General features: G+C 60.2%; 15 protein-coding genes. 10 read left to right on the top strand and 5 right to left on the bottom strand.

Going from position 1 to position 12,167, the window contains the following annotated elements; all coding sequences use genetic code 11:
- Positions 1-12: 12 nt before the first annotated feature.
- The gene (locus tag FIV05_RS08675) at positions 13-432 is read left to right on the top strand and encodes a hypothetical protein (protein WP_023002891.1); all 420 of its coding nucleotides are present in this window, start codon (positions 13-15) and stop codon (positions 430-432) included.
- A gap of 13 nt (positions 433-445) precedes the next feature.
- Positions 446-841, top strand: coding sequence for a VOC family protein (locus FIV05_RS08670; protein ID WP_152509274.1), 396 nt, complete (start codon positions 446-448; stop codon positions 839-841).
- Between the two features lie 48 nt (positions 842-889).
- Here FIV05_RS08670 and FIV05_RS08665 read toward each other — a convergent pair whose 3' ends face one another.
- Both FIV05_RS08665 and FIV05_RS08660 read right to left on the bottom strand, forming a co-directional pair.
- Positions 890-1,321, bottom strand: coding sequence for a YqaA family protein (locus tag FIV05_RS08665; protein ID WP_152509273.1), 432 nt, complete (start codon positions 1,319-1,321; stop codon positions 890-892).
- Positions 1,318-1,767 carry a MarR family transcriptional regulator gene (locus FIV05_RS08660; RefSeq protein WP_023002888.1) on the bottom strand — a complete coding sequence of 150 codons (450 nt, stop codon included), beginning with the start codon at positions 1,765-1,767 and terminating at the stop codon, positions 1,318-1,320. The genes FIV05_RS08665 and FIV05_RS08660 overlap by 4 nt, the downstream gene beginning before the upstream one ends.
- Before the next feature lie 69 nt (positions 1,768-1,836).
- On the opposite strand from FIV05_RS08660, the gene FIV05_RS08655 reads away from it, so the two are divergent.
- The gene (locus tag FIV05_RS08655; protein ID WP_152509272.1) at positions 1,837-2,235 is read left to right on the top strand and encodes an antibiotic biosynthesis monooxygenase family protein; all 399 of its coding nucleotides are present in this window, start codon (positions 1,837-1,839) and stop codon (positions 2,233-2,235) included.
- Entirely contained in the window at positions 2,232-2,726 is a 495-nt protein-coding gene (locus tag FIV05_RS08650) for a cytochrome b/b6 domain-containing protein (protein WP_152509271.1), read from the top strand. Before FIV05_RS08655 ends, FIV05_RS08650 begins: the two co-directional genes overlap by 4 nt.
- Positions 2,727-2,814: 88 nt before the next feature.
- Here FIV05_RS08650 and FIV05_RS08645 read toward each other — a convergent pair whose 3' ends face one another.
- The gene (locus FIV05_RS08645) at positions 2,815-5,034 is read right to left on the bottom strand and encodes an esterase-like activity of phytase family protein (protein WP_152509270.1); all 2,220 of its coding nucleotides are present in this window, start codon (positions 5,032-5,034) and stop codon (positions 2,815-2,817) included.
- Positions 5,035-5,261: 227 nt separating this feature from the next.
- Here FIV05_RS08645 and FIV05_RS08640 point away from each other — a divergent pair, with 227 nt between their 5' ends.
- Positions 5,262-6,461, top strand: a complete 1,200-nt coding sequence (locus FIV05_RS08640) for a multidrug effflux MFS transporter (RefSeq protein ID WP_152509269.1) — start codon at positions 5,262-5,264, stop codon at positions 6,459-6,461.
- 35 nt (positions 6,462-6,496) lie between these two features.
- On the opposite strand, the gene FIV05_RS08635 is transcribed toward FIV05_RS08640, so the two are convergent.
- Together FIV05_RS08635 and FIV05_RS08630 are read right to left on the bottom strand one after the other, a co-directional pair.
- A complete protein-coding gene (locus FIV05_RS08635; RefSeq protein WP_152509268.1) occupies positions 6,497-7,006 on the bottom strand; it encodes an arsenate reductase ArsC in 510 nt (169 codons plus the stop codon).
- Between the two features lie 10 nt (positions 7,007-7,016).
- Complete coding sequence (locus FIV05_RS08630; protein WP_152509267.1) at positions 7,017-7,361, bottom strand: metalloregulator ArsR/SmtB family transcription factor; 345 nt, start codon at positions 7,359-7,361, stop codon at positions 7,017-7,019.
- A gap of 165 nt (positions 7,362-7,526) precedes the next feature.
- Between FIV05_RS08630 and FIV05_RS08625 the strand changes: the two genes are divergently transcribed.
- The 5 genes from FIV05_RS08625 (at position 7,527) to FIV05_RS08610 (ending at position 11,997) form a co-directional block, all read left to right on the top strand.
- A complete protein-coding gene (locus FIV05_RS08625) occupies positions 7,527-8,609 on the top strand; it encodes a pyridoxal-phosphate dependent enzyme (RefSeq protein WP_152509266.1) in 1,083 nt (360 codons plus the stop codon).
- On the top strand, positions 8,602-9,744 hold the full coding sequence (locus FIV05_RS08620; protein WP_152509265.1) for a Xaa-Pro peptidase family protein: 1,143 nt from the start codon (positions 8,602-8,604) through the stop codon (positions 9,742-9,744). Before FIV05_RS08625 ends, FIV05_RS08620 begins: the two co-directional genes overlap by 8 nt.
- A gap of 18 nt (positions 9,745-9,762) precedes the next feature.
- Complete coding sequence (locus FIV05_RS08615) at positions 9,763-10,506, top strand: aspartate/glutamate racemase family protein (RefSeq protein WP_152509264.1); 744 nt, start codon at positions 9,763-9,765, stop codon at positions 10,504-10,506.
- A 208-nt stretch (positions 10,507-10,714) separates the two neighbouring features.
- Positions 10,715-10,852 (top strand): hypothetical protein, encoded by a 138-nt coding sequence (locus tag FIV05_RS31555; protein ID WP_006937785.1) that lies wholly within the window; start codon positions 10,715-10,717, stop codon positions 10,850-10,852.
- Between the two features lie 110 nt (positions 10,853-10,962).
- On the top strand, positions 10,963-11,997 hold the full coding sequence (locus tag FIV05_RS08610; protein WP_152509263.1) for an aspartate-semialdehyde dehydrogenase: 1,035 nt from the start codon (positions 10,963-10,965) through the stop codon (positions 11,995-11,997).
- The last annotated feature ends 170 nt before the right edge of the window (positions 11,998-12,167 follow it).

The following is a 12,167-nucleotide window of genomic DNA, read 5'->3' as shown; positions in this document are numbered from 1 at the left end:
ACCGCTGGTCCCATGATCGAAGACAAACTCGCCCCCTTTCTCGGCACCTGGATCCTCGACACGGAGGAAAGCGACTTCGAACAAGGCGAGCCGCCACGCAGCGCCACGCTCAAGATCGATGAGAACTTCGGCGTCGCCGTCTTCACGATGAACCAGGTGGCCTCCGACGGCGAAGTCACCAACGACACTTTCGAGGCAATGCCGGACGGCCCGGAAGTGCGTCTTGGCAAAAGCGGCCTGGTCGACGCCATGCGTCTCGTGTTCCAGGGAGATCGCAACCTCATTTCGGAAGCCCGCCGCGGAGGGTTGACGATCATGAAAGCCGACCGGGAACTGTCTGACGACGGCAGAACGCTGACCGTGACCCAAACCGTCCACCTGGTCGACGTTGCAAGCTACACGAACGTGTCCGTCTACCGGCGCGCGCAGTAGGAAACGGCCTGCCATGAAACAGATGATTGGAGCGATCGCCCTCATCGTGCCGGATTATGACCAGGGCATCGACTTTTATGTCGGCAAGCTTGGCTTCGACCTGGTCGAAGACACCCACCTTGGCGGCGGCAAGCGCTGGGTACTGGTCGCGCCCAAGGGCAGCTCCGAGACACGTCTCCTGCTGGCGCAAGCCGACGGTGACGATCAGCACGCCGCCATCGGCAACCAGACCGGCGGCCGTGTGTTTCTGTTCCTGCACACCGACAACTTCGATCGCGATCATCAGGCGATGCTTTCGACGGGCGTCACCTTTCTGGAAACACCACGCCACGAGGCCTACGGCAAGGTTGCCGTCTTCCAGGACCCCTTCGGCAACAAGTGGGATCTGATCGAGCGTGCTGAGGGTTAAGCGTCACGCGCAGCGAAGGTTTCGCGTTCCCCCGGCTGATCTGCAGTCTCAGATAACCTGCAACGTGATCAACGCGACAGCGACATAGCGTGCTGTCTTTGCAATGGCGACCAGCAGGGTGAAACTCCAGAACGGCTCTTTCAGCACACCGGCTGCCAGTGTCAGGGGATCGCCGATGATCGGCGCCCAGCTGAGCAGCAGGCTCCAGCGTCCGTAGCGGTGATACCAGCCGGTTGCCTTGGCGAGCTTGTCAGGCTTGACCGGAAACCATGAAGCGGTCGACCAGGCGGTTGCTGCCCGACCAAGAACCCAGTTGACCATCGATCCGAGCGTGTTGCCAAGGCTTGCCGCCGCAACCAGCAGAACGACGGGTTCCGTTCCAAGCGCTATCAGGCCGGAAAGGCCAAGTTCGGATTGGGCGGGCAGCAGGGTGGCAGCCAGAAAGGATACGCCGAACAGGCCCAGCAAGCTGGCACTCATCGGGAACTGCCGGTCTGGGCTTTCTGCATGGCTGAAATGGCTCTGTGCATGAAATCCAGGAACTGCGCCTTTTCCTGTTCCGAAAACCCCTCCAGCGCTTCTCCGTTCTGGGCAATCGCAGACGCGATGGCTTCCTTTTCCAGCACCTTGGCCTTGTCGGTCAGGAAAATTTCCTGAACCCGGCCGTCTTCTTCACTCGCCCGGCGGGTGATCAAGCCGTCCCGTTCCATCCGGGCCAGGGTGTTTGCCAGCGTTGCCTGTTCGATATCAAGCAACTGCACGAGTTCCTTTTGCGTGCGTCCTTCCTTTGCCCAAAGGGCGACCAGCGCCGGAAATTGCCCCGGCGACAGGCCTAGCGGCCGGATGCGGCGATGGAGACCGGCGGCAAACAGCCGTGCCATGTGGTTTGCCAGATACCCGGCGGAGGAATCTTTTTCGAAGGTCATCCCTTGCATATACGATAGATAGCACCCTATATAAATAAACATAGCTTGCTATATAAATAGGAGTTCGAAATGACATCACTCTGGACACGTCGTGCCATTCATCTGGCAGCACTTTCCTTCCTGACCGCCAACCTGGGAGTCTCCGCCATGGCGAGTGAAATCAACACCAAGGCCCCGGTAACCCTGATCAATTCCTTTGAAGTTCCCGAAGACCGTCTTGCCGATGCAGTTCGCAGTTGGGAACAGGCGCGTGACTTCCTGAAAGAGCAGCCCGGCTACATCACCACGCGCCTGCACCAGTCCCTGTCTCCGCAGGCAAAGTTCCAGTTGGTCAACATCGCGCTTTGGGAAAGTCCAGATGCGTATCAGGCCGCCATCCGGAAACTCGGCAAAAGTGGCATCGTCGCGGAATTCAAGGGCATCAGCTTTCATGCCGCGCTCTACAACGTCATTCGGGAGGATGAATGATGGCGGTCTTGCCCGTAACCGGAAACAGGTTGCTGCACTGGACGATTGCCGCTCTTACCATCAGTGCCTTGGCTACCGGCTATGCCCTGACGAACAACGAACCGTTTTCGCCAAACCTTTTGAAAACCCATCTGGGACTTGGCTTGTCTGCGGGCCTGCTCGCTCTTGTTCGCACAATTTTTTGGCTGACAATGGGGTCCCCTCAGCCGGTGTTCGCCGTTCATTCCGGGTTGCAGCAAGCTATCGGCAAGGGCGTCCACGCCGCCTTGCGCCTCGTACCGCTTCTGCTTCTGGTCAGCGGTGTCGGCATGATCGTCATATCCGGTAGCCTGGAAATGATTGCGAATGGCACATTGCCGGGACTTGCGACTTTCGCCGGATTGCCACCGGCAGGCCTGCACCATGCCGCGGCGCTTTTGCTTGCAGCACTCACCGGACTGCACAGCCTTGCTGCCCTGTGGCACTGGCAAAGACGAAGTTTCACGGCTTGAGAATGGCAATGCAGAAAAGGAAAGGCCCGGCTGCGTAAAGCGGCCGGACCTTCGCTCAGGTCTTGGGAGGACCTTTGTCTGAAGTACCTTAGTTCAGGCGGCTTGCCGGGCCGAGGTTGATCAGCCGGGTTTCACCCGGTGCGTCGTCAACACCGTCATTGTCGGTGACCAGGATCAGGCGGCCATCGGCCGTGATCGTCAGGCCTTCCGGCTTGTCGAGAACCCAGCCCTTGCCTTCGGCCAGAGCCGGCAGGATATCCATGGCGTAATGCTTCTGGAGCACCGGGAGCTCGGATCCGTAGGCAGCCGGGGTCACACCGTCCAGGGAGATCGTGGTGATCTGCTTGATGGCTGCGTCTTCACCACCCTTGTTATCGCGCTCCAGGATGGCGAACTTGCCGTCGCCCATGGAGACGATTTCCGACAGGCCGACCCAGCCACCGGCTGCGCTCTTCGGCTTGTCGAGCGGATAGTGAACGAAGCCCCAGGACTTGTCGGCCGGGTTGTAGATGGCCAGCTTCACCATGCCCTTCGGGTCGTCTTTCCATTCACGCTGAACGGCCACGGCCACCAGCGTCTTGCCGTCCATTTCGAACTCGGCAACGCCTTCAAAGGAGAAACGTGCGGACTGGGCATTCAGCTCCTCCGGAAGCGTGATTTCTTCCTGAACCTGACCGTCGGTGCCGACCTTCAGCAGCAGGTGCTGCAGTTCCTTGTCCGGATTGCCTTCGGAAGCCAGCCAGAAGCCGCCATCCTTGGCAACGGAGATGCCTTCCAGGTCCAGTTTTGCCTGCTTGCCACCCTGAACGGTTGCATAGGCAACGATTTTTGCCGGCTTGGAAGAGATGTCCAGAGTGTAGATGCGGGCGTCGTCATAGAAGCTGTCGCTGACGGCGTAGAGCTTGTTGCCGTCTTCCGGGTCTGCAGCCAGTGCAGACAGTGCACCCCAGCCGATCGGCGCGCCTTTTTCCGGATCGGTTTCGGACACGACCATCGGGTAGGACGGAGCTTCCGCACCAAACTTGTAGAGGGAGACCTGCGCGCGAACGTTGTCTTCCGCACTGTCGACCTCGTTGGCAACCACAAACAGGTCACGGCTCGGGATCGCAAGTGAACCTTCCGGACCGACATGGGTCGGCAGGAACTGGACGAATTCCGGCTCGGCGCCGGTGTCCTTGTAGACAGCGACGAAGTTGCCGCGTTCGGAATTGACGAAGATCAGCTTTTCACCGCCGAATTCACCAACCGTCACACCTTCCGGCTCGGTGCCCTTCTTGGACGCGCGCTTGGCCGGATAGTGGCCGTTGGCCATGCCAAGGTGTTCCATCTGGTTACCACTGTCGAACAGGACCTCGCCCTTGGTGTTCCAGATGGTGAAGCCGCGCGAACCGCCTTCGTAGTCGCCTTCGTTGGCGGTCACGAAACGCTCGTCGTCGATCCAGGCAACCGCATCCGGCTCACGCTTGACGTTTTCGGTCGAACCGGAGGCATCGCTCATGCGCGCCTTGGAAACCGGAATGTTTTCAGCCGAAGCCGCACCGGCGGAGAAATGGCTGACAACTTCACCGGAGGCCAGATCGACCACGGCGATATGGTTGTTTTCCTGCAGCGTGACGACAACCTGGTTCTGGGAGTTGATCGAAACGAACTCCGGCTCCGGATCGGTCGGCGCGACTTCCGCAAGACCCGTCAGGTCAACGATGCGGACCGCGTCACAGTTGGTCGGCGTGCCGGTTTCGTCCAGATCGAAGATCGCGAGATGGCCGGCCGGCATTTGCGGGATCACGCCGTCGTTCAGATCTTCGTCGCGCTCGTTCTCGATGGCGATCGCAACGAACTTGCCGTCCGGAGAGATGGCAACGCTGTCCGGCTGACCCTTGGCGTCGCACTTCGCGGTGATACCAAGACCGTCGAGAGCGATCACGGCCAGATGGCCGGACGCATTGACGTAGTCTTCGGACGTGTTGACGCCCGCATAGGCGAATGTTTCGCCGACGGCGACCGAAGTCGGCTCACCACCAAGCGCGGTGCGGCCCATCGGCTGCAGGTTCAGCGGGTTGGCCGCATTGACGAAAACAATGGCTTCGCCCGGGCTGTCGGTGAAGACGAGCGTGCGGCCGTCCTTCGTGGCATAGATGATTTCGGCAACGGTTTCGGTGGCCTGATCCACGCCTTCCGGCAGGGTCTTGTAGACCGGGAATGTGTTGATACGCTCGAAATACTCTGCCTGTGCTGCCGACACGGCGCCAAGGCCGAACAGGACTGAAAGGCTGACACCTTTTAAAAAGCGCCCACGAAGGTCCGCCATTGCACTCGCTCCCACAAAATATCGGGTTGATGGTGCGCGCAAGCTAGTGGCCCTGATTACAATATCGGTGACAGTTGCATGAAGCTTTCATGACAACACCCAGCAAGCCTTGAATTTGCATTTCGAGCACTTACATCATATCAAGGCCGGGCGGTGATCACCGCCACCTCCATCTTCCAGACTTTCCCGCATTTGTGCCTCCGGCGCATTTTTCATCGGATTTTCCAATGCAGATCGGTTTTGTCCGCTCCGCCATTGTGCTGGGGCTTCTCGCTGCTGTCGGTCCATTTGCCATCGACCTCTATCTGCCCGCCATGCCGGAAATCGTGCAGGCGTTGCAGACGGACGACGCTGCGGTTCATATGACCTTCACGGTCTATTTCATCGCTTTCGGGCTAGCCCAGTTGATCTACGGTCCGTTGGCAGACCGGTTCGGACGCAAGCTGCCCGCCTTTCTGGGCCTGATCGTCTTCCTCATCGGATCGGTCATGTGCGCGACCGCGGTCGACGTTTCAGCCCTGACATTCGGCCGTTTCGTGCAGGCTCTTGGTGCCGGCGCGCCGATGGTCATCGTGCGGGCCGTAGTCCGCGACCTCCACACCGGACCAAAGGCGACCAGGCTGATGGCTTTGGTGATGCTGGTCTTCAGCGTTTCGCCGATGCTTGCACCGCTCGCCGGCAGCTTGATCATCCAGTTCGGCAGTTGGCGCCTGATCTTTGTGGCCCTGGGCGTTATTTCCCTTCTCGCCATGCTGCAAATGGCCTTTTTGCTGCCCGAAACGCTACCGGCCGAGCGCCGGGGCAAGATCGACCCGACAGCGATGCTGCGCAGCGCCATCTACCTGATGCGCGACAGCAGGTTCATGGGTCTGACGCTGATCGGCGGCTTCTCGCTGGCGAGTTTCTTCGTCTTCATCGCCGCCGCGCCGCTGGTCTACATGACCCAGTACCAGTTGACGCCGACAGCCTTCAGCCTTGTTTTCGCGCTGAACGCGATCGGCTTCTTTGCGTCTTCCCAGTTTGCCGCCTCGCTTGGAGAGCGCTTTGGCATGGGCAGAGTGGCATTGATGGCCGTCAGCGGATTTGCGGCAGCCAACGTCCTGCTGGTCATTCTTGTGTGGAGCGGCATCGACGACCTGCCGGTTCTGATGGCGCTCTTCTTCATCGGCAACTCCTGCCTCGGCCAGGTCATTGCTCCGGTGATGGTCATGGCGCTGGAAGAACATGGCGAACATGCCGGCATGGCCTCCTCCCTCGGCGGCACCTTCCAGATGGTCGCCGGTGGCGTGATGATCCTCGTCTGCAGCCCGTTCTTCGACCGGACAGCTTTGCCATTGGTCGGCGCGGTTGCCGCCTGTGCACTCATCGCCCTGGTCATCGCACTGCTGACCCTGCGCACGTCACGCGAGGGCCAGGCAGTCGCCTGACGCGACAACCTTGAAACAAGTCCGCCGGAGAAGCGTTACACGTGCTCTTCGGCGGACTGCCCGATCTGATCGAGTTTCTTCTGCAGGGACAGACGGTCGAGCGAAGACATCGGCAGGCTCACGAACACCGAGATCCGGTTGCTGAGCATCCGGAAGGCATCGTTGAATGCGACCGCCCGTTCGCTGTCACTTCCGACAACCGCTGCAGGGTCCGGCAGCCCCCAATGAGCGGACATCGGCTGCCCGGGCCAGACAGGGCAGGTTTCCTTGGCCGCATTGTCGCAAACGGTAAAGACGAAATCCATGACCGGGGCATCCGGCACAGCGAATTCGACCCAGTCCTTCGAGCGCAACCCATCCGTCTTGAAATTGAGCTTGCTGAGCAAGGCAAGTGCTTCCGGACGCACGGCGCCAGCCGGTTGTGACCCGGCAGAAAACGCCCTGAAGCGGCCCTGCCCGTCCCGGTTCAGGATCGCCTCCGCCATGATCGACCGGGCGGAATTGCCCGTGCACAGGAAAAGCACGTTATAGACATCGCCGGACATTTGGTCCCCCTTAACCTGAACAGGTCTCTCCGCAGGCAATCGTCTCGATGACCTGCGCACAAAGTTCCGGATGACCACCACAGCAATCGGCCATCAGAAACGTCAGCAACTCACGTATGCCGTCAAGGTCCGCGAAGTACCGGATCGACCGCCCCTCGCGTTCATTGCGGACCAGCCCGGACTGAAGCAGAACAGCAAGGTTCGCCGACATCGTGTTCTGCCGAACGTCCAGCGCCTCGCCGATCTCGCCGGCAGTCATTCCCGCATCACCAGCCCGGATCAGCAGCCGGAAGACTTCCAGTCTGGTTTTCTGGCTGAGCGCCCCAAAAGCGCTCAGTGCATCTTTCATATCCATAATTCATGATATTTCGATTCATCAGCAACAGGCAAGTCTTTTTCGCAACCGGGCTCAACATCTCGGACACGGCCCGGTCTGGTTCGTAACCGTCATTTTCCGCAAGTCGCTTGCAACCGGCCTTCAGAGCTGCTGACCTGCCCGGGAAACCGCGCGGGGCAGACGATGAAAACACTTAAAAACCCTTTCCTCGGCAGAGGCCTTCCCGAGCAAAGCGGGCTTGCGGATGGATCCGTGTCGCAGGACGTCGCCGGAGCAGAGAACCTTTTTCGGAAATGCCCGCGTGCGGATGAAACCCCGCTGCTGAATGCAAATGACCTAGCAGCCGATCTTGCTATCGAGAACCTTGCCCTCAAGGACGAACGGCAGCGCATGGGCCTTGGCAGCTTCAAGGCGCTTGGCGCTGCCTATGCGATTGCCAAACTGGCTGACCAGCGCATCCGTGACGGGCTTGCCCCCTTTCATTCCTCCGCACTCAACGGCATGACCTTTGTCTGTGCGAGTGCCGGGAACCACGGCATGTCCCTTGCCGCAGGCGCTCCGCTGTTTGGGGCCAGGGCTGTCGTCTTCGTTGCCGATAGTGTTCCAAGCGCCTTTGAGGCCCGCCTCAAGGCCCGGGGCGCTGATGTTGTCCGGGTCGGAGCCACCTATGAAGACAGCATGACGGAAGCCCAGAGGCGCGCCGAGGCCGAAGGCTGGACCTTGCTGCCGGACAGCACCTGGCCGGGCATGACCGCCGCCGGACACGACGTCATGGAGGGCTATCTTGTGATGGCCGCGGAAATTGCCCGGCAGATCAAGACACCACCCACGCATGTCTTCCTGCAGGCGGGTGTCGGCGGACTTGCCGCCGCCTGTGCCGTCGGCGCACGCCTGACCTGGGGCCACGATGTCACCATCGTCGTGGCGGAGCCAGAACACGCACCCGCCCTTATGGCCAGCATCGAAGCCGGAAAGCCCGTCACGGCGTCCGGTCCGGTGTCGAACATGGGCCGGTTAGACTGCAAGGAACCCTCGCATCTGGCGCTGAAGTACCTGGCCACGGAAGCCGATTTCTTCGTGACCGTTTCTGACAGCGAGGCGGCTGAAACGGTTGACTGGCTGGGCAACAACGGCATCGCGACGACGCCATCCGGTGCGGGCGGCATCACAGCCGTTCGACACGCAGGTCGCGGAGCATCGCCCCTCGGCCTCGGACCTGAAGCCCGGGTGCTCTGCTATCTCTCCGAAGGACCGGAAGATGTCTGAACAGGATTTTCCTGAAGACGAATTTGCCGCGCGCACGCAAGCAGCCCAAAAAGCCATGAATTCCCAGGGCATCGAGGCGCTGTTTTTCACGACCGAAGCCGAAATGCGCTATTTCACCGGGTTCCGGACCCTGTTCTGGCAGAGCCCCACGCGACCCTGGTTCCTCGTGGTGCCGGTAAACGGCAAGCCGATTGCGGTCATTCCGCAGATCGGCGCGCACTTGATGGCGAGCACCTGGATTGACGATATCCGGGTGTTTTCCGCTCCGCACCCCGTCGATGACGGCATCGCCCTGCTCGCGGACACCCTCAAGGGCTTTACAAAAATCGCCATGCCGATGGGGCGGGAAAGCGCGCTTCGCATGCCGCTTCGTGATTTTCAGCGCCTTCGAGATCTCACCAACCACGCTGAATATCTGGACGGAACCGGTCTGATCCAGAGCCTCAGGATGGTGAAATCCGAACGTGAAATTGCTCTCCTGCGCAAGATTTGCGGTATCGGTTCGGCAGCATTTGCCAGGGCACCGGAGCTTATCCACACCGGCCAACCGCTCAACGAGGTTTTCCGGACCTTCCGGATCGAACTTCTGAAGCAAGGTGCGGACGACGTGCCTTATCTGGTCGGCGGAGCCGGACAGGGCGGCTACGGCGATGTCATTTCTCCCCCGTCGACCCGCCCCCTACAGGAAGGGGACGTCCTGATGCTGGATACGGGTGCAACCAAAAACGGCTATTTCTGCGACTTTGACCGCAACTTTGCGATCGGCCAGGCGAGTGATGCCGTCAGATCCACCCATGAAACACTTGTCCGGGCCGTTGAGGCAGCCGCCGAAATTGCCCGCCCGGGCCGTACCTGTGCCGATCTATTCCAGGCCATGGCCAAGGTGCTGGACCAGGGCGAAGGTGACGTCGGCAGGCTCGGCCACGGGCTCGGCATGCAGCTTACCGAAGCGCCCAGCCTGACCGGCTTCGACGAGACCCCACTTCGAGAGAACATGGTACTGACGCTGGAGCCGAGCCTCTCGCTTGGACCCGGCAGGATGATGGTTCACGAGGAAAACATCGTCATTCGAGACGGCGCGCCCGAATTCCTGACCGTGCCGGCAGGGCCGGACATTCCTGTTATCACCCGCTAGAATACCTGGAACCGCGGCATGAAACTTTCCTTCGACTGCGACAGGGGATCGGCAACCAAAGCGGCTTTCGGCCTGATCTTGCTGTCGGTTGACGAAACCATCGAGAGCGAGTTCCGGCCTCTCTTTGATCAGGAAGGCGTCTCGCTGCTTCACGCCAGAATCGAGAGCGCTTCCGAAGTCACCTCGGAAAAACTCATGCAGATGAAAGCCCGGCTGACGGACACCGCAGCCCTTTTGCCGGGAACGCGCCCACTCGACGTCATTGCCTATGCCTGCACGTCCGGCGCAACGGTGATCGGATCGGATCAGGTCGCCGGTGCGATCCAGGCAACTCACCCTGGCGCACGCGTGACCGACCCCGCTCGCGCAGTCGTTGCAGCCCTTGCACACCTTGGTGTCTCACGGATCGCCATCGTCTCACCCTATGTGGAGGAAGTCTCCGACGCACTCTGCCGTCTCCTGGAAGAAAACGGCATAACGCCCTTGAGTGTCGGTTCTTTCGGGCAAGCGGAAGAAGCCGTGGTTGCAAGGATCAGCCTGCGGTCCGTGGAAGAGGCAATCTGCGAGGTGGGGAAGGATCCGGAGATAGAAGCCGTCTTTGCCTCCTGCACCAACTTGCGCACGCTGTCTGTCATTGAAGCCTGCGAGAAACGTCTTTCCAAACCCGTCATCAGCTCCAACCTGGCACTCGCATGGCACATGATGCATCTGGCGAACCTGCAGACGACGGACCGTGGACCGGGACGGCTTTTTGCCACCTGACCGACAAAAAACGGAAAGATCCACGCCAGAAGACAAGGTTGGCGAAGGTCTTCTTTCGGTGAAATTGCCGAGGCTGCAGCTATTCGACTGTTCCCGAACGGCATCAATTCGTTCACTTAGCTGGCAACACCCGCCTATTCCTTGTTGACTCGCAGGGATTTCCGGGCAAAAACACCGCCGTCTCAAGTTTTGACGATTGCGAGCCCCGATGACCCGGCTGAAAGCCGACATTCTGGATATGATGTCCCAGGCCCTTGCCAGCGCTACCTTCATGCGCGGCGAGCCCCGGACGGCTGCCGCAACCGCTCTTAAACGCACTACCAAGACCACCAAGACCACCGCTTGACGGTGCCGCTCATCCCGCCTCCCCGGGGATGGGAGGCGCCGGGAGCCGGCCACGCCCATCCAGAACCGGGCGGCTGGCGAAGCGGGGAGACGGACAAGGACTAGTCAAAGATGGGTTTCAAGATCGCAATTGCAGGCGCTACCGGCAATGTCGGACGCGAGATGCTGGACATTCTCGCTGAGCGCGGCTTTCCGGCAGACGAAGTCGTCGCCCTCGCTTCCCGCCGTTCCCAGGGCACCGAAGTCTCCTTCGGCGACAAGACGCTGAAGGTTCAGGCCATGGAGAACTACGATTTCTCCGACACCGACATCTGCCTGATGTCCGCCGGTGGCACCGTTTCCAAGGAATGGTCGCCGAAGATCGCTGCCAAGGGCTGCATTGTCATCGATAACTCTTCCGCATGGCGCTACGACGCCGATGTGCCGCTGATCGTGCCGGAAGTGAATGCCGATGCCGTTGCCGGTTTCACGAAAAAGAACATCATTGCCAATCCGAACTGCTCCACCGCCCAGCTGGTCGTGGCGCTGAAGCCGCTGCATGATCACGCAAAGATCAAGCGCGTCGTCGTTTCCACCTACCAGTCGGTTTCCGGCGGTGGCAAGGAAGCGATGGAAGAACTGTTCAACCAGACCCGTGCGGTTTTCGTGAACGATCCGATCGAGCCGAGCAAGTTCACCAAGCGCATCGCCTTCAACGTGATCCCGCACATCGACAGCTTCATGGAAGACGGCTACACCAAGGAAGAATGGAAGGTGTTGGCGGAAACCAAGAAGATGCTCGATCCGTCCATCAAGGTGACCTGCACCGCCGTTCGCGTGCCGGTGTTCATCGGTCATTCGGAAAGCGTCAACATCGAGTTCGAAAACGAGATCACCGCTGAAGAAGCCCGCAACATCCTGCGCGAAGCTCCGGGATGCCTTGTCATCGACAAGCAGGAAGATGGCGGCTACATCACGCCTTACGAAAGTGCTGGCGAAGATGCGACCTACATCTCACGCATCCGCGAGGACGCAACCGTTGAAAACGGCCTCAACATCTGGGTCGTTTCCGACAACCTGCGCAAGGGTGCGGCGCTCAACGCCGTCCAGATCGCCGAGGTTCTCGTCAACCGCGGCCTGATCACGCCGAAAAAGGCAGCAGCCTGATCGACAGTTCAAACGGGCGCCTCGGGCGCCCGTTTTCTTGTGGCCTGCCGACTGTCATCCGGACAACGGCACTGCAAAGGTCCTGAACCGGGAACCGTGTTCCCGACACCCTGCCGAGCAGCCCCCCGACCCATCGATCCAGGCCCCGGGTTTCCTCTTTCCGGGCAAGC

It is taken from the genome of Labrenzia sp. THAF191a (genome assembly GCF_009363335.1).
In the GTDB taxonomy this organism is placed as follows: domain Bacteria; phylum Pseudomonadota; class Alphaproteobacteria; order Rhizobiales; family Stappiaceae; genus Roseibium; species Roseibium algicola.
The sequence above is the reverse complement of the archived record's forward strand: the minus strand, read 5'-3'. Positions and strand labels throughout refer to the sequence as shown.

Bases quoted from the DNA above. Each gene is read 5' to 3' on its own strand.
- FIV05_RS08675 (WP_023002891.1), top strand. From the start codon at position 13: ATGATCGAAGACAAACTCGCCCCCTTTCTCGGCACCTGGATCCTCGAC.
- FIV05_RS08670 (WP_152509274.1), top strand. From the start codon at position 446: ATGAAACAGATGATTGGAGCGATCGCCCTCATCGTGCCGGATTATGAC.
- FIV05_RS08665 (WP_152509273.1), bottom strand. From the start codon at position 1,321: ATGAGTGCCAGCTTGCTGGGCCTGTTCGGCGTATCCTTTCTGGCTGCC.
- FIV05_RS08660 (WP_023002888.1), bottom strand. From the start codon at position 1,767: ATGACCTTCGAAAAAGATTCCTCCGCCGGGTATCTGGCAAACCACATG.
- FIV05_RS08655 (WP_152509272.1), top strand. From the start codon at position 1,837: ATGACATCACTCTGGACACGTCGTGCCATTCATCTGGCAGCACTTTCC.
- FIV05_RS08650 (WP_152509271.1), top strand. From the start codon at position 2,232: ATGATGGCGGTCTTGCCCGTAACCGGAAACAGGTTGCTGCACTGGACG.
- FIV05_RS08645 (WP_152509270.1), bottom strand. From the start codon at position 5,034: ATGGCGGACCTTCGTGGGCGCTTTTTAAAAGGTGTCAGCCTTTCAGTC.
- FIV05_RS08640 (WP_152509269.1), top strand. From the start codon at position 5,262: ATGCAGATCGGTTTTGTCCGCTCCGCCATTGTGCTGGGGCTTCTCGCT.
- FIV05_RS08635 (WP_152509268.1), bottom strand. From the start codon at position 7,006: ATGTCCGGCGATGTCTATAACGTGCTTTTCCTGTGCACGGGCAATTCC.
- FIV05_RS08630 (WP_152509267.1), bottom strand. From the start codon at position 7,361: ATGGATATGAAAGATGCACTGAGCGCTTTTGGGGCGCTCAGCCAGAAA.
- FIV05_RS08625 (WP_152509266.1), top strand. From the start codon at position 7,527: ATGAAAACACTTAAAAACCCTTTCCTCGGCAGAGGCCTTCCCGAGCAA.
- FIV05_RS08620 (WP_152509265.1), top strand. From the start codon at position 8,602: ATGTCTGAACAGGATTTTCCTGAAGACGAATTTGCCGCGCGCACGCAA.
- FIV05_RS08615 (WP_152509264.1), top strand. From the start codon at position 9,763: ATGAAACTTTCCTTCGACTGCGACAGGGGATCGGCAACCAAAGCGGCT.
- FIV05_RS31555 (WP_006937785.1), top strand. From the start codon at position 10,715: ATGACCCGGCTGAAAGCCGACATTCTGGATATGATGTCCCAGGCCCTT.
- FIV05_RS08610 (WP_152509263.1), top strand. From the start codon at position 10,963: ATGGGTTTCAAGATCGCAATTGCAGGCGCTACCGGCAATGTCGGACGC.